We start from the raw sequence: 15,357 nt of genomic DNA, 5'->3' as shown, positions 1-15,357 counted from the left end.
CGCGACGGGTGGGAAGAGTGGTGCCTGTTGTGCATGTGTCGCGATGACTGGTGAACGTAGCGGGACTCGAACGCTTGTCACAAGTCGATGCAGCGCAGATCACGTGAAAGTCACAGCTTTGACGGACCGTCAGTTCCTTGGGGCTCGCTTAAGGTGCGAAACGGGACGTGACCGCTATGCCTGACGCGGTGTGAACTCGACCGGCAGGGTGCGCAGTCCACGCATGATGAGGCCGCCGCGCCAGCGCAGATCCGGGAGATCACGCCGCGAGGGTCAGGCCGCACGGCCGCGGGGAGCCCCCTCATCGCCGCCTGTTTCTTCGGCTCCTCCACCGAAGAGGGTCACCAGTCGGAAGGGCGGCAGGGTCGTACGCCGGTGTGCAGGGTCTCCCCGCAGGTCGGCGCCCAGGATCTCCATCACACGGGGCCAGGCCCCCCTCTGCCACCAGGCCAGCTGCCGCGCGCGGACAGCCTCCCTCTGCCCCCGTTCCAAAGGCATGTCGACCCATGCGAGCCCGGTACGAAGCCGGTGGAGCATCCAGTCGAACTGCTTCCGGATGTCGTACTTGCTGGTGAAGTGCTTCTTGGCGAAAAACGGGCGCACAGCCGCGACGACCGCCTCCCACTCCTCATCCGTCGGGTCCGGCGGCACCAGGGTGCCCGTCTCCCGATGCCATTCGGTGACAGGGCATCTCACCCCTGCTTTGCGCTCTTGTCCCCGCGCCACCAGGACGACCTCCACCTCGTAGGCGTCGCACAGGCGCGCCGCCTGCACGGCGGTCAGACGGGGGACGATGTCGGGTCCGGCGGCCACGACGTCGCGGAGGTCGGCCTTCAGGCGATCCTGTTCCGCCCTGACGGCCAGCCACTCGGCAGCCACCGCCCGTTGGCATCGCAGATCGGTCAGCTGCTCCTGCGCCGACGCGATGGAAGCCTGGAGGAACTCCGGGTCCATACCCGCCGCAAGGTACTCGGGCACCTTGGTGAGGAGCAGGTCCTCCTGTCGCGCGATCGCCTCACTGAACTCCGCCACCCTGCGCTCGTACCGATCGCGGTCCCCGGTCTCCGCCTCACGCCGACCGGCCCCGTGCACTACGGAGAGGTCCCTCACCGGCTGCCGGAGGACCACGAAGAGCTCCTCCAGGACGACGGACTCGAACTCGTCGGCCCTCAGATTGAGTTCACGGCAGGCTCCGGACAGCCGTCCGCGACAGCGATACACCCGCCGAGCGTCATCGCCTTCGGTCGCCCCGGTGTAGGTCTCGCCGCACTCACCGGTGATGCGCCCGGACAGGGGGTAGATCCGGTCCTGGCGTCGCCCGTTCTGGAAACCCGTCCTGCGCAGTGACTCCCACAACTCCCGGGCCCGCCCCTCCCCGAGAACGGGCGGCACGCCGATCCTCACCGGTGCCCCGTCATACGGATCGCCGCTCTCGGCCGTCCCCGTCCGGCTCCCCCCGCTCAGCTTGCGATACGTCACGTACCCCTTGTGGAGGGTCTCGCTGCTGAGGCGGGACCGCAGGTTCGCCGCACCCCACGGGCGCCCGCTCCGCGTGAGAAGCCCCCGCCGGTTCAACTCGGCTGCGGCCTGGGCGCAGTTCATGTCGTTGTCGACGAGCAACGCCGCGGCGACGGTGAGCACCATGGCTTCATGGTCGTCCGTCACCAGTACCGACAGGCGCTTGCGCCCCGTCTCCGTCTCCACGACGTCGGAGACGATCCGGTAGCCGTACGGAGCGGGCCCAGCGGGCCAGCCTCCGTAACCGATCTTTGCCTCGCGGCCGGCAACGGTTCTCTCCCGGATGCGGCGCCACTCCATCTCGGCGAAGACGACGTGCCGCCTGAACTCGGCCCAGCCCGATTCGGTACTGGTGTCGATCCCCTCGCGGACAGCGATGAAGTGGACGCCCAGGTCCGCCATGTCCCAGGCCCACTGGTACGCGGCACGCGCCGTCCTTCCCACGCGGTCGACACTCGCCACCAGAATGCGCTGGAAACCGCCGCCGCGGGCGTCACGCATCAATCGCGCCATCGCGGGGCGGCCGTCGAGGGAGCCGGACACCGCTCCGTCCACGTAGTCCCCCGCGAGGACAACACCCTCATGCGCGCCGAGCCATCCGGTGCAGAGCTCGTCCTGGTCCTCGAGTCCGAAACCCTCGAGCTGGTCCCTGGTCGACACGCGGCGGTACGTGACCATCACGTGCGGTTCGTCCCCGGGTGAACTCCCGGGTGCCACAATGGACATGTTCAGCCCTCCACGGCTGTTCCGGTCCCGGGGTGGTCGCACACCGCCGGGACTCTTCCGGCCCCGAGGTTCGCGTCTCGGGGCCGGTCCATTTCGCGCTGAACCTATGTCTGCAGATCTGCGCGCGTAGAGGGTTCAACGAATTTCCCTCGCATGTGGGACATGCAGGAACGATGCTTCGTGGTCCCGGTCTCCGGAAGTTCAGTGCGCCTCTCGCCCCGCCCCGCCGAGAACCGCTTGCGGCGTGAAGGTCACCGGCAGGCTGCGCAGTCCACGCATGATGAGGCCGCCGCGCCACCTCAGCTCGGCGGGCTCCTCGGCCAGCTTCAGGTCGGGCAGGCGGCGCAGAAGGGTCGCCAGGGCCGTTCGCCCTTCGAGGCGGGCCAGCGGTGCCCCCAGGCAGTAGTGGATGCCGTGCCCGAACCCCAGGTGCGGGTTCTCCTTGCGGGCCAGGTCCAGGACGTCCGGTTCCGCGAACCGGGACGGGTCCCGATTCGCCGCGGCGAGAACCACGAGAACCGGATCGCCCACAGCGATGTCCTGCCCGCCGATCTCCAAGGGCTGCGTGGCGAACCGCCAGGTGGCCACCTCGACCGGGCCGTCGAAGCGCAGCATCTCCTCGATTCCGGAATCAAGCAGATGCAGATCATCGCCGTCCACCGCATCCTGCAATGCGGCTCTTTGCTCTTCATCCCTCAACAGCGAATAGGTGCCGTTACCAATGAGGTTGATGGTGGTTTCGAACCCCGCGAAGAGCAGCACGAAACACATGGCCGCCACCTCGTTCTCAGTGAGGTGTTCGCCGTGGTCGGACGCCCGGACGAGGTCCGAGATCAGGTCGTCGCCGAGTGCCTCGCGCTTGCGGTGGATCAGCTCGGCCAGGTAGTCGCGGATCTTCTTGACACCGCGAGCGACACCGCCCCGCTTGCCCCCGCCGTGCCGGATCATCATCGCCGCCCAGTCCCGGAAGTCGTCCTGGTCCTCGCGCGGGACGCCCAGCAGGTCGCAGATCGCGTAGATGGGGAGCGGGAAGGCGAACTCGTGGATCAGGTCCGCTTCGCCGCGGGCCGCGAAGTCGTCGATGAAGCGGTCCGTCAGCTCCTGGACCCGGGGGGCGAATTCGGCCACCCGGCGTGGGGTGAACGCCTTGGAGACGAGGCGGCGCAGGCGGGTGTGGTCCGGCGGGTCGATGTTGAGGAGGTGGGTCATCAGGTCGGCCTTGCGCTCGCCGGGGATGCCCGTCTTGCCCTTGGCGTGGGACGGCTCGTCGTGGTGGTCCGGGTTCTTGCTGAGCCGCTGGTCGGCGAGGGCCTGGCGGGCGTCGGCGTAGCGGGTGACCAGCCACGCCTCGACGCCGCTGGGCAGCGTGGTGCGGTGCACGGGGGAGTGCTCGCGCAGCCAGGCGTAGGCGGGGTACGGGTCGGCGGCGAACTCCCAGGTGAAGAGTTCGGGCGCGGCGGGCTGCGGGGTGGGGCTCTCGGTCACCCGTCGACGGTATCCGGCGGGTCCGGCGCGATCGTCCCGGTGGTCCTGTTCGCGTCGTAGTGGCCCTGCTCCGCGGCCCTGTGCAGCCAGTCGTCCCGGACGGCCGGGTCGTCCGCCATGAGCGCGATCCGGTAGGCGGCCTCGGGGTGGCCCCCCTCGTCGCCCTTCTCGTAGTGGGTGAAGGCTTCCCGCCGGGCGCCCCGCTCCTCCGCGAGCAGGCCGAGGGCGGTCTCCGCCGCGGCGTGGCCCGCCTCGGCGGCGCGGGTGAGGAGGGTGTGCACCTCGGGGGTGCGGTCGCCCGCGTTGAAGAGGAAGACGCCCAGGTAGTAGGCGGCGAGGGTGTCGCCCGCGTCGGCGGCGCAGCGGTACCAGGGCTCGGCCTCCTGGGGTCTGCCCCAGTCGTGCAGCAGGCCCGCGATGCGCAGGGCCGCGTCGCCGACGCCGGCGTCCCAGGCGGCGATGTAGTGGCTCATCGATTCCTCGGCGCGGCCGGGGGTGCCGCTGATCAGGTCGCCGAGGTGCAGCGCCGCCCGCCCGGACGGCACCGACGCCTCCACCGCGCCGGTGAGCAGTTCCTCGGCGCGGGCCCGGTGGTGATCGGCGAGCTCGAGGGCCGCCCAGGTCCTGCCCGCCGCGGCCAGCGTCTCCAGGTAGGGGACGGCCGCGGTGAACTCGCCGTCCGCCACGAGCAGGACGGCGAGGTCCTCGACGGCCTCCTCGTGTCCGGCGTCGGCCGCCTGCCGGAACCACCGCCGTTCCTGCTGGGGGTCGCCGGCCAGCCGGGCCAGCTGGCCCATGCCGTGCGCCGCGTCGGCCTCGCCGGCCTCGGCGCGGGGCCGCAGCACGGCGGCGAGGGCGTCGCCGACGGCCGCCTCCTCGGGGCCGCGGTGCGCCGCCGCGTCGAACACCTGCCAGCGCAGTTCGTCCGTGGCGGGCTCGCCCGCCGTCCGCAGCGTGCCCGCCACGAGCGCCCCGTGGGCGCGCCAGGTCCCGGGCCGCTCCCCCGGCATCAGGAAGCCGACGTTCCCGATCCGCTCCCGGGCCGCCCAGCCGGTGTCACCCGGCGCTCCGAGCTTCCGCAGCAGCTCCAGCGGCACCGGGCCGGCGTAGCCGCACCGCGCCACGTCGAGCGCGGCCCGGACGAGCGCGACGCCGTCCGGGTCGGCGTTCCGCGCGCTCAGCCGGATCCACTCCTCGTGCAGGAGGTGGCCGAGCGCCAGGTACGCGGCCGGGTTCCCGCCGCCGGTCCACAGGTGGGCCTCGTACGCGCGCGGGTCCTCGACCTGCTCGGCGAGCCGGGCGAACTCGGACTCGCTCCAGGTGCGGGGCAGTTCAACGGTGTGCGCGTGGGCGATGACCCGGTCGCCGGGGGTCGATCCGGTCCGCCGCTCGTAGTAGGCGTCGGCGTCCATGGTGGCGAGGATGCGCACCCCGAGTGCCGTGAGCCGCCCCAACAGGCCCGGTTCCAGGCCCCGTTCGCCGAGGTGTCCCTCGATGTCGTCGAGCCACAGCAGGTACCGGCCCGGCTTCCCCTTGAGGCTGCCGAGCAGGGCGCGCAGGTCCGCGCCGCGCTCGGGGGCGTAGAGCTGGTGGCCGTCGAGGTGGTGGGCGGCGTGCCAGGCGGCGTACGACGTGCCGGTGACCGGTTTGCCGAGCAGCAGGACGAGCCCGTACTGGGTGAGGTTCGCGGCGAGTTCGGCGTCGCAGTCGCGGGGGACGTAGGGCGGGACGTCGGGGAGTCCTGAGACGCGGCGGGTGGGGCGCACGCCGAACTCGGCGGGGCCTATGTGGTGCACGGGGCGCCAGTCGGGGCCGTCGTGGGCGGCGCCGAAGTGCTGGTGGATCGCGCCGACGCTGCCGGCCTGGACGAGCGCCTGCTGGGTGCCGCCGGTGACGGTGTTCGTGGTGGTGGGCGCCGGTGGGGCGGGGGCGTCCGCCGGGGCCGTGGGCAGGTGGGGAGCGGTCGGGCGGGGGACGTCCTGGCCGTCGGGCCGGCCGGAGCGGGGGGAGCGCAGGGGGAAGGGGGGCGGGCCGGCGGCGTCCCGCAGGGCGGCGGCGGCCCGGTCCGCGACCTCCCGGGCGTCGGGGGCGGTGTACCACTCCCGGTCCCGGCTGTCGGCGGCGCGGAACAGGGCGTCCCGGGCGGCGTACCACTCCGGGTCCCGGCCGTCGGGCCGGTCGGCCGGGCGCTCGGTCTCCCGGGCCCGGGGCCCTTGCGCCGTCTCGCCCAGGTACCAGGCCGGTGGGCTGAAGTCGATGACCGGCTCGTCCGGCTCCGCGTACTCGTCGGTCAGGTCGCCCAGCCGCTGTTCGCTGCCGGGCCACCGCAGCAGTGCCTCGCGGAACCGGGCGGCCCAGGCGGCACGGTGCAGGCCGAGCGCCGCGTCACCCGTGCGGACGGCGCCCGCGAGCTCCGCCAGCTCGACGACGAGCGAACCGTCCGGGTCCCCGGTGCTCGCGAAGTACTCGACGAACCGGTCCTGGTCCCGTGCCGACCACTTCCCCGACCGCATCGCGGCGATCAGCGCATCGGCCGCCCGCTCCGCCAACTCCCGCTCCACACAAGCCCCCAGACGAGCCGACCGCACCTAGCGCAACGGTACTAATCCGCCAGCCCCTCGGCGGCGCGAACCGCGTCGCGGTAGGCCCGGGCCGCCGCCCTGAGCGCCGCCTCCGGGTCCACGCCCTCCGACTCCGCCCGCAGGGCCAGCGCCAGCAGCTCGTACCCGACGCCCGAACCGCCGGGAACCGGTACGTCGAGTCCCGCCGTGCGGACCCGGGAGCCGAGCTTCGCGGCGAGGGCGAGGCCGGGCTGGCCGACCGGGACGCCGTCCGTGACGGAGGCGCGGCGCTTGGCCTCGCCCTTCTTGCGCAGCCAGATCTCCCGGACCTCTTCCGGGGTGGTGGCGCTCTCGTCGCCGAACACGTGCGGATGGCGGTGGATGAGCTTGTCGACGATGCCGCCCGCGACGTCGTCCACGGAGAACGGGGCGTCGGCGTCCTCCTCGGCGATGCGGGCGTGGAAGACGACCTGGAGCAGCACGTCGCCGAGCTCCTCGCGCAGCTCGTCCCGGTCGTCCGTCTCGATCGCCTCGACCAGCTCGTACGCCTCCTCGATCGCGTACTTCGCCAGGTCCTCGTGGGTGCGCAGCCGGGACCAGGGGCACTCGCGGCGGATCCGGTCCATGACCTGCACGAGGTCGAGGAGGCGGGCGCCCGGCAGGTCGTACGAGCCGGGGAGCAGTTCGAGCGAGGGCATCGTCTCGCGGCCGGAGCCGGCCAGCGCGGCGAGTCCGTCGGTGAGGCGGCGGTCGCCCTCGGCCGTGGCGAGGACGACGACGGTGCGGGCCCCGTCGGCGCAGCGGTCGACCAGTTCGCGGGCGGTCGGGGTGTCGGCCGAGACCTCGACGCCCGCCTCCTTCAGGTACGGCAGCTGGGGGTGCGCGGGGTCGGCGCACAGCACCTCGTCGGCGGCGCGCAGCACCTCCCACGCCTGCCAGGACAGCAGTCCGGGGGCGACCCGGTGGCTGGTGGTGAGCAGGACGATGCGGCCGGCGGCGCCGGTGGGGGTGTCGTTCACCTTGTCGTTCACGTCTCGAAGCTAACGCAGCCCACCGACAGCCCGTCCCCGGGAGGGAGCTACGGGAGCTACGCCGTCTGCTGGGCGTCGGCCGGGGCCTGCCGCGTGACCTGCTTCAGCCACGGCGTCTTCGCCTCGACGAGACGGGCCCGCGGGGACACCGCCCAGGCGCCGTAGCGCGGGTTCAGGTCGATGTTCAGTTCCTTGGAGGCGGTGGCGAGCGCCTTCCAGAAGGCCGCCTCGCCCTGCTGGGTCTGGGTGTCGGCGCCGAGCGCGGTGGCCAGCTTCTGCGCCTCGATCTCGGTGCGCAGGCTCTCGGTGAGCCGCTTCGGCGGGATGTTGTACTGCTGGAGCCAGGCCACCTCCAACTGCTTGGCGCCGCCCGCCTGTTGTTCGAGGCCGGCGCGCATGCCCTGCATCTCCTTGCGGGAGACGGTGACGCCCGCGTCGGTGGCGGCGCGGTGCAGGACCCGGTCGAGGACCATGGTGTGCAGCGTGTTCCGGGTGAGGCCGCCGGTCTTGGCGATGGCCTGCTCGTACTGGGCGGAGTCCGCGGTGGCGTCCTGCTGGGCGTCCCGCACCTCGTTCACCCGGCTCTCCAGCTGGGAGACGGTGATGCGCTGGCCCCCGACGACGGCCGCGGCGCCGGGGTGGGCCTCGCTTCCGCAGGCGGTGAGGGCGGGGACCGCGGCGATGGCGGCGGCGGACAGGACGAGCGCGGTGCGGCGGCTGTTGCGGCGGTGCAAGGTGGGCCTCCCTGCGGCGAGTTTGTGCGTCGGTGCACAAAGTCCGGCGATGATCGATGTTAGGAGGTGGCCGCTTCCTCGGCCACCTATTCGACAACGATTCGCCGCGAGTTGAGGTATCGACGGGGCGGCACGCTCTCTCAGCCGACCACGGCCACCGGGGCGTCCCAGGCGTCGCGGTCCACGGTGATCGGGTAACCGCCGCGCGACTCCTTGCTGTTGACCATGTACTGGTGGCCGCGGTGGTGGCCGGTCCACAGGGTGGTGGCGAACGGCCAGTCGGTGGTGGTCGTGTTCACCTTGTCCCACTTGGCGTACCAGAGGTTGCCCGGCAGGTTGCTGCGGTCGGTCGTCGTGGCGACGGCCTTGGCGCCGGAGCTGGAGAAGCCGTACATGCCGGTGCGGTAGTACTTCGCGTGGACGGCCTTCTGCCAGGCGCGCACGTAGGTGAGGACGGCGGTGTTGCAGGAGGAGTTCGTGACGTCGTACGCCTCCACGTCGAGGTAGAGCGCGCTGCCCGCCTTCATGCCGAGCGCGGATGCCTTGTTCACCGCGTCGGCGCCGTCGGTGGCGCCGAGCGAGGCGGCCGTCGTGGACGTCATCTTCTCCGGGTTGGAGCCGCTCGCGCACGGCGGTTGTGCGCCTACGTAGAGCGGGATCAGCTTCCAGCCCTGGGAGGTGACGGTCTTCACCCAGGAGGCGGTGAGGTTGGGCTGGGCGCAGCCGCGGTTCCTGCCTCCGACGTAGACGGCGGCCGCTCCGTAGAAGCCGGTGTGCCAGGCCTTCATGGCGGTGGCGGAGGGCGCCGTGCAGGTGTCGAACGCGCGGCCCTTGTAGTACGCGGCGGCGGGCCAGGCCGTGGTGGCGAGGGACTGCTGGACGGTGATGCCGCCGGCGAGTACGGCGGCGCCGACCGCCGCCCCGGCGATCCTGCGACGTCTTCTCGACAGCTTGTGCCCTGCCATGTCCCCACCCCTGTCCTGCTGTGCGTTCCGCTGGTGCCGCACCTGCGCGGACGATCATGGCAGGCGCACCGCCAAGGGAACGCAAAGGGAGGGTCAGCCTCTGACCTGGCCCAGCCATTGCAGGGTGCGGCGGACCTCGGCGGGGAACGGGTGGCCGGGGCCGTGCAGCCGCTCGGAGTCGTGCAGGAGGCGGACCAGGGTCTCCTGGGCGGCGCCCCGGTCGCCGACGGCGAGCAGCAACTGGCCGATGCGGCGGCGTACTTCGAGGGCGAGACGCAGGTCCGTGGTGGCGTACTGGTTCTCGTAGTACGGCAGCAGGGACCGGTATTCGGCGAGGGCCGCGGCCGGTTCGCCGAGGGCTTCGAGGCACTGGGCCGACTCGTAGCGGAACTGGAGCGACTGCGGGTCGGCGTGGCCGGCCTCGGCGGCGCGCTCGTCGGCGAGGCGGCGCAGTTCGGGCAGGGCGCGGCGGTACTGGCCGTCGTCCATGAGCGTGGCGGCGTACTGCTTGCGCAGGGTGCGGACGACGGGCGAGTGCTCGCCGTGCTGGGCGGCCGCGGCGGGCAGGATCGCGCCGAGGATGTCGACGGCCTGGGTGATGCGGCCCTCGCCGAGGAGGCGCTTGACCTCGTCGACCGCGCGTGCCACGTCGGGGCGGTCGCCCTGGACGTCGGATCCGGCGGGCTGCGGCGCGGGGGTGACGGCCCGGTCGGGCCAGGGGGCGTGCGGGCGCAGGAAGGGGCGGGTCGGGTCGAGCGGGTGGCCGGTGGGCACGCCGCGTGCGGGCAGCAGCGGGAGCAGTTCCTCGTAGGTCTGCTGCGCGGAGGCGGGGCGGTGCTGCGGGTCCTTGGCGAGGAGGCGCAGGACGAGGTTCTCCAGGGCCTCCGGTACTTCGGGGCGCAGCTGGCGGACCGGGAGCGGGGCCTCGTACAGGTGGCGGTGGAGGATGCCGAGGGCGGTGGTGCCCGCGAACGGGACGTCGCCGCTGAGGAGTTCGTGCAGCAGCACGCCGAGCGCGTACAGGTCGGTGTACGGGCCGACGGCGCCGCCCATGGCCTGCTCGGGCGCCATGTAGGCGGGGGTGCCGATGGGTGAGCCGGTGTGGGTGAGGCGGGTGGTGTCGGTGTCGAGGACGGACGCGACGCCGAGGTCGAGGACGGTGATCGTGCCGTCCTTCTTGACCATCACGTTCCGCGGCTTGAGGTCGCGGTGCACGATCGGCACCGCGTGCACGGCGGAGAGCACGGCGCACAGCTGGGCGGCGATGGAGACGGCCCAGGGCCACGGGTACGGGTCGTGCTCGGCGAGGTGGTCGGCGAGGTCGGAGCCGTCGACGTACTGCATGACGAGGTACAGGAACGAGGCGCCGTCGGGGCCGCCGTCCTCGGTGCCCGCGTCGTGCACGGTGACCAGGCCGGGGTGGTCGACCTGGGCGGTGACGCGGCACTCGCGCAGGAAGCGGCGGCGCAGTTCGTCGGCCTCGGCGCCCGCGACCCGGTCGGGGCGGACCAGCTTGACGGCGACGCGGCGGTCAGAGCGCTGGTCGTACGCCGTCCAGACCTGGCCCATGCCGCCCTGGCCGATGAGCGTGGAGAGTTCAGTGGCACGATCCCGCGACGACGCGTCCTGCCGTGGTGGGCAGCCCTGCCGAACTGGTCACCGGCCGCCGTCCTGCTTGCGCAGGTAGTCGCTCAGCTCGTCCAGCTCGGCGACGGACCTGGTCGATGCGGTGCGGGGGCTGACCCTGCGTCTGACCGGGCAGATCTGGCCCTGGGTCTGGCTCGGTGCTGGCTCAGGTGGCGGCACTGACTCGGGTGCTGGCTCGGGTGCTGGCTCGGTGCTGGTTCTGCGGCGGCCGGCGGCGTGGGGCCCGCGGTCTGGTGGAAGCATCGCGTGCATCGGCGGCGGGGGCGTCTCTGCGGGCTAGGTCTGCGGCTGGGGCTGCGGGTAGCCGTACGAGGCGCTGCGGCGCTGCGGCATGCCGTACAGGAGGCGGGACCGGCCGCACCGAGCTGCTGCCGGCGGCCGTGCCGGATGTCGGCGACCAGGTAATACGTGACCGACACGGCGAGGTTCTACCAGCATCAGGCCCATCGCGGCATTGCCCCACCAGGTGGCGAGACTCCTCACCGCCGGATCGCTGAAGGCGCCGACCCAGCAGACGAGAGCTGGACTCCGGCGACGGCGCCGAAGACCCGCGTCGACCTTGCTGCGGGTGGTCGGGCGAGCCGGAGCGTCGTGGCACGAGACGAGGAAGCCGACCGTCAGGACGGCGATCGCCACGAAGAGCACGCGCAGTGATCTCTGCCTGCTGCTCCGGGCGGCGGAAGCCTGGGCGGCGGCGCATAGCCGTGGCCGTGCATGGCTCGCTCCTGCTGGGTGGGTGCCTGCGTTCGAACTGCGTGCTCCATCGGGCGAGCGTATGGCCGACCGGGACAACAGGCGGGTTGTATGCCGAACCGTTGTCTACCTGGATCGCGCAGAGCCTCACTCGGTTCCAACAGGGCCGTCGGTGAGGCCGTCGTGCAGGCCCTGGACGAGCGCTGCTCGCCGAGCCGGCTCGCGCGCGCCTCAGCGCGCCTCCTCGAAAGCGGCGATGGCCCTCTGAACCGCTCGCCGTATCCGGCCTGTTCGGGCAGGGGAGGCGGGGCGGCTGGAGGCGGCGCACGTCGAGCCGGGTCGCGGTGGCTGCGTAACTGCTGGCCTGCCGGTTGTTCGCGGTGCCGCGCAGGAACCCGGCGAGGAACCGCGGCAGGTCGAGCGCGGCCGGTCGGGAGCTGCAGCAGCGCGAGGCCGCGCCGAGCGCGGCGCCCGCGGTGGCCTCGTCGACGACGCGGGCGGTCGCGCCTGCTCTGCCGGCGACGGGCGCGACGACGTCCCCGGTCGCCAGGAGCACCGGATCCTCGCCGGCCGAACCGGCAGAACCGGACGGACGGCGCCGGTGAGCACGTCGTGGTCGGTGAGCGCGGCACGCGCGCGGAGCCCGCCGGTGCCGCTCGCGGTCGCGGCGGTGTGGAGCGTGAGGGCGCCCGCGCGCGCGAGTTCCCGACGGTGGTCTGCGGCCAGCGCCCCGCCGAGTCTGCCGGGCGGGCGTCCTCGGGGTGAGCTTCGTGGCCAGGCGCAGCGTCTCGGTGAGCTCCTCGCGTACGGAGACCAGCTCGGCTTGGCGCCGCCGTCGCCCGCGGCGGGCGGGGCAGCCGGCGCGCGGGCGCGAGGTCGACCTCGTCGTCGAGCAGCTCGATGACCGGCACGGAGCGGGCGAGTCCGGGCCGCTCGGCGAGACGTCCGTCCCGGTCGAAGGCGTGCCAGGCGTCGAGTGCCGCCTGCTGCACGACGGCCCACGCCTGCTGTTCGCGGACGTCGCCGGACGCGGTGCCGGTGAGTGTCGACGAGGAGCAGTTCGGGGGCGGGCGTGGCGGCGGCGGGGCGGCGCAGGACCCACAGGTGCAGCGGGATGTTGTTCGGCGGGACGGCGCCCGCGGGCAGGGCGATCACCGCGCGCAGGGCGCCGCGGCACGCAGCAGGTCGGCGCGAGATCCGGCGGCGGAGCGGCGGAGGCGACGGTGGGCGGCATCAGGAGGACGGCGGTGCCGCCGTCCTTCAGGCGGCCAACGCGTGCTGCACCACGCCAGTTCGGACTCGGTGCGGGCCGGGAAGCCGTACTCCCAGCGCGGGTCGTAGGCCAGCTCGTCGTGGCCCCAGCCCCGCTCGTTGAACGGCGGGTGGGCGAGCACCACGTCGGCCCGCACGTCGTCGGCAGCGCGTCGCCGCGCAGGGTGTCGGCGGCGGCGGTGCGGAGGGTGGGCGGCGGGGTGCTGCCGAGTCGTCGAGCGCGAGGCGCAGGGCGGTGAGCGCCGCGAGGTCGGGCGCTTTGCAGTCCTGGCCGTACAGGTGCTGGTCCGCGCGCGGGTCGAGGGTGCGCACGGCGCGCAGCAGGAACTGCGCCGGTGCCGCAGGCCGGGTCGAGGCGGTGTCGGCGGGTCCGGCGAGGGCGGCCATCAGGGCGGCGGGTCCCGGCGGGGTGAGCGTGTACTGCCGCGGGTTCGCGTCGAGGTGGCGGCCGAGCAGGAACGCGAAGGCGCGGCGGGTGCCGAGGTCGGCGGCGAGCTCGGCGGCGCCGCGCAACGCAGGGGCACGGACGGAGCAGGGCGGCTGCCTTCGGGGTGGCGAGGGCGCGCTCGTGGGCCGGTCCGAAGCGGGGGCGAGGACGCGCCTTCGAGGGCGGCGGGCAGGCGCTCGGCGAGGAGGCGGTCGTCGCTCTCGCCGTTCAGCGCGAGCCACTCCGTGGAGCGGTCGTGGACGAGCAGGAGGACGGCTCCGGCGTGCAGCAGCGCGGTGACCGGGCCCGCGTGGCCGGCGAGCTGCGCTGCCAGACGCGCTCGCGCAGCGGGACCTCGGCGAGCTTTCGCCCTGCGCGCAGCCGCTCCTCGACCTCGGCGAGCGCGAAGGAGGGCTGGTCTCGGTGCCGCCCACCGGCTTGAAGTCGGCGTGCCGTCGCCGCCAGCTGCTGACCGCGGCCCGTCCGACCCTCGGCGAGCCGGGCGATTCCGGCGGCCGTCACCTCTGTCGCGTTCTCCATGCGCCCGACCCTACCGACCTCGACGTAAGAACCGGTCCACAACTGTTCACACGTCGATCTCCGTGAACGCGGTTGACTCGGTTCACAGGCAATGGTGTTCTTGACCCAGCCAACCGCCGGATACGGAGAAAGCCGGGGGAGGTTGGCGTCTCTCATCTCGGAGAACAGACATGTCGCAGGCCCAGCAGCACCCCAGTACCCGCCGGAACCCAGCCGCCGCAGCAGCAGCCCCAGCAGCAGATCGCGCGGAACGGACTGGGGACGGCGGCGCTGATCCTCGGCATCATCGGCGCCGTGTCGGGCCTGATCCCGTTCATGTTCTGGCTGGCCGGCATCCTCGGTGTGGTCGCGCTGATCCTGGGCCTGACAGGGCCGGGGCCGCGCCAAGCGCGGCGAGGCGACGACAAGGGCGTGGCGCTGGCCGGGCGATCCTCGCGCTGGTCTCCCTGGGCCTCGCGGTCTTCGGCGCGTGCACGACGTTCAAGGCCGTCGACGACGCCGTGGACGAGATCAACAAGTCGGTGTCGGACGCAAGGCGAAGAGACACGAAGCCGTCCGGCGGCGCCGACGCACAAGGACAGTGGCAAGGACAAGGGCGGCAAGGGCGACGAGAAGCCGGACGGGCAAGGCGCTCGAGGCGGGCGACTCGGTGGTCTACGACGACGACCTGACCGTCACCGTGTCGAACGCGGTCGCGTTCAGCCCGAGCGAAGTACGCGGCGGGCCACAAGAGCGGCAACCACGCCTACAAGGTGACCGTGACCGTCACGAACGACAGCAGGAGAAGTTCGACGCGAGCCTGCTGTCCGCCGACGCCCGCGCCGGCGCCGACGGTGTGTCGGCGCGGAGCAGATCTTCGACGACAAGGTCGGCACGGGCTTCGAGGGCACCATCACACCGCCACGGCAAGAAGGCCACGGTCGTCTACGGCTACGGCAGCCCGGCCGCCGCCAAGAACCTGACGGTCGAGGTCGCGCCGAGCTTCGAGTACGACGCTCTGCGCAGTGGGACCTCAAGCTGTGCAGGGCCACCGAGGGTGGGGACGCGGCACGCGCTCACAGCGCGTGCCGCACCCACACGTTCGGCTCGACGTACGCGGCGAGGTCCCGCTCGGAGCAGACAGTGCACCGGCACCAGACCCGAAGGCGCTCGGCGGCGCCGGCTCGTGTCGAAGGGGAGCCCGGTCCACTCCGCCACTCGGCGGGCGAGGCGGACACGGTCATCGAGGCGGGCGCCACCTTCTCGATGACGCCGCCGGCGCACGTGCACCCGCAGCAGTCCGCCGGCAGCCCGTCCGGCTCCCGCACGCGGTACGCGTACTCGCTCATCGGCGTCGCCGGCTCCAGGTGCTTGGCGCTCGGCCGCACGGGCGCGACGACCTCGCCGAGCCGCGGGCCCGCGCGTTCTCCCGCATCGCGGCGAGCATCCGCCCCGACAGGCCGCGGCCCAGGAGGCCCGGCCTGATCGTGATCTCGATGGCGCTGACGGTGTCGGGCTCGACGCCCGGGCGCGGTCGGTGAACGCCCACTGGAGCACCTGGTCCCAGCCGCCGTCGGGCAGCGCGCCGCGCCCTCGGCGTGCAGCGCGACACGGCACGCTGTACGCCTTGGCGACCACGGTCCCCACGCGGTGTCCGTGGCGACGAACGCGTAGTCGCGCAGCTCCTGCCAGGCCCACCGCAGCAGGGCGGCGCCCACCCGGTCGTGGGCGATGAACTCCGGCCAGGTGTCCGGCATCGTCCACATGTCCACGGCGAGC

General features: G+C 73.0%; 10 protein-coding genes and 1 pseudogene. 1 reads left to right on the top strand and 10 read right to left on the bottom strand.

From position 1 onward, the window contains the following. Positions 1 to 273 precede the first annotated feature (273 nt). From RBJ77_RS04790 to RBJ77_RS04760, 7 genes are all read right to left on the bottom strand, one after another. Positions 274 to 2,196, bottom strand: coding sequence for a recombinase family protein (locus tag RBJ77_RS04790; RefSeq protein WP_372343902.1), 1,923 nt, complete (start codon positions 2,194 to 2,196; stop codon positions 274 to 276). A 249-nt stretch (positions 2,197 to 2,445) separates the two neighbouring features. Further along, entirely contained in the window at positions 2,446 to 3,729 is a 1,284-nt protein-coding gene (locus RBJ77_RS04785; protein ID WP_372343830.1) for a cytochrome P450, read from the bottom strand. Next, positions 3,726 to 6,278 (bottom strand): hypothetical protein, encoded by a 2,553-nt coding sequence (locus RBJ77_RS04780; RefSeq protein WP_372343829.1) that lies wholly within the window; start codon positions 6,276 to 6,278, stop codon positions 3,726 to 3,728. Before RBJ77_RS04780 ends, RBJ77_RS04785 begins: the two co-directional genes overlap by 4 nt. A gap of 53 nt (positions 6,279 to 6,331) precedes the next feature. Further along, positions 6,332 to 7,309, bottom strand: a complete 978-nt coding sequence (locus RBJ77_RS04775) for a nucleoside triphosphate pyrophosphohydrolase (protein ID WP_372343901.1) — start codon at positions 7,307 to 7,309, stop codon at positions 6,332 to 6,334. Positions 7,310 to 7,377: 68 nt separating this feature from the next. Then, positions 7,378 to 8,055: a SurA N-terminal domain-containing protein gene (locus tag RBJ77_RS04770; RefSeq protein ID WP_372343828.1), complete on the bottom strand. Its 678-nt coding sequence runs from the start codon at positions 8,053 to 8,055 to the stop codon at positions 7,378 to 7,380. A gap of 140 nt (positions 8,056 to 8,195) precedes the next feature. Beyond that, on the bottom strand, positions 8,196 to 9,020 hold the full coding sequence (locus RBJ77_RS04765; RefSeq protein ID WP_372343827.1) for a glycoside hydrolase domain-containing protein: 825 nt from the start codon (positions 9,018 to 9,020) through the stop codon (positions 8,196 to 8,198). A 93-nt stretch (positions 9,021 to 9,113) separates the two neighbouring features. Continuing rightward, entirely contained in the window at positions 9,114 to 10,589 is a 1,476-nt protein-coding gene (locus tag RBJ77_RS04760) for a protein kinase (RefSeq protein WP_372343826.1), read from the bottom strand. Positions 10,590 to 11,075: 486 nt separating this feature from the next. Between RBJ77_RS04760 and RBJ77_RS04755 the strand changes: the two genes are divergently transcribed. Then, positions 11,076 to 11,321, top strand: coding sequence for a hypothetical protein (locus tag RBJ77_RS04755; RefSeq protein ID WP_372343825.1), 246 nt, complete (start codon positions 11,076 to 11,078; stop codon positions 11,319 to 11,321). Between the two features lie 1,190 nt (positions 11,322 to 12,511). On the opposite strand, the gene RBJ77_RS04750 is transcribed toward RBJ77_RS04755, so the two are convergent. From RBJ77_RS04750 to RBJ77_RS04740, 3 genes and pseudogenes are all read right to left on the bottom strand, one after another. Next, on the bottom strand, positions 12,512 to 12,754 hold the full coding sequence (locus RBJ77_RS04750) for a hypothetical protein (RefSeq protein ID WP_372343900.1): 243 nt from the start codon (positions 12,752 to 12,754) through the stop codon (positions 12,512 to 12,514). 533 nt (positions 12,755 to 13,287) lie between these two features. After that, positions 13,288 to 13,599, bottom strand: a complete 312-nt coding sequence (locus RBJ77_RS04745) for a hypothetical protein (protein ID WP_372343824.1) — start codon at positions 13,597 to 13,599, stop codon at positions 13,288 to 13,290. Between the two features lie 1,055 nt (positions 13,600 to 14,654). After that, positions 14,655 to 15,344 (bottom strand): annotated as a pseudogene (locus tag RBJ77_RS04740) (N-acetyltransferase). Positions 15,345 to 15,357 lie beyond the last annotated feature (13 nt).

This window comes from Streptomyces sp. KL116D (assembly GCF_030766975.1).
GTDB classification, from domain to species: Bacteria; Actinomycetota; Actinomycetes; order Streptomycetales; family Streptomycetaceae; genus Streptomyces; species Streptomyces longispororuber_A.
Note: the sequence above shows the minus strand (reverse complement) of the source record. Positions and strands in the feature narration are given on the sequence as shown.

Excerpts from the sequence above, each read along its gene's own strand:
- RBJ77_RS04745 (WP_372343824.1), bottom strand. The coding sequence starts at position 13,599 with ATGGAGAACGCGACAGAGGTGACGGCCGCCGGAATCGCCCGGCTCGCC.
- RBJ77_RS04790 (WP_372343902.1), bottom strand. The coding sequence starts at position 2,196 with ATGGTCACGTACCGCCGCGTGTCGACCAGGGACCAGCTCGAGGGTTTC.
- RBJ77_RS04765 (WP_372343827.1), bottom strand. The coding sequence starts at position 9,020 with ATGGCAGGGCACAAGCTGTCGAGAAGACGTCGCAGGATCGCCGGGGCG.
- RBJ77_RS04760 (WP_372343826.1), bottom strand. The coding sequence starts at position 10,589 with ATGGGCCAGGTCTGGACGGCGTACGACCAGCGCTCTGACCGCCGCGTC.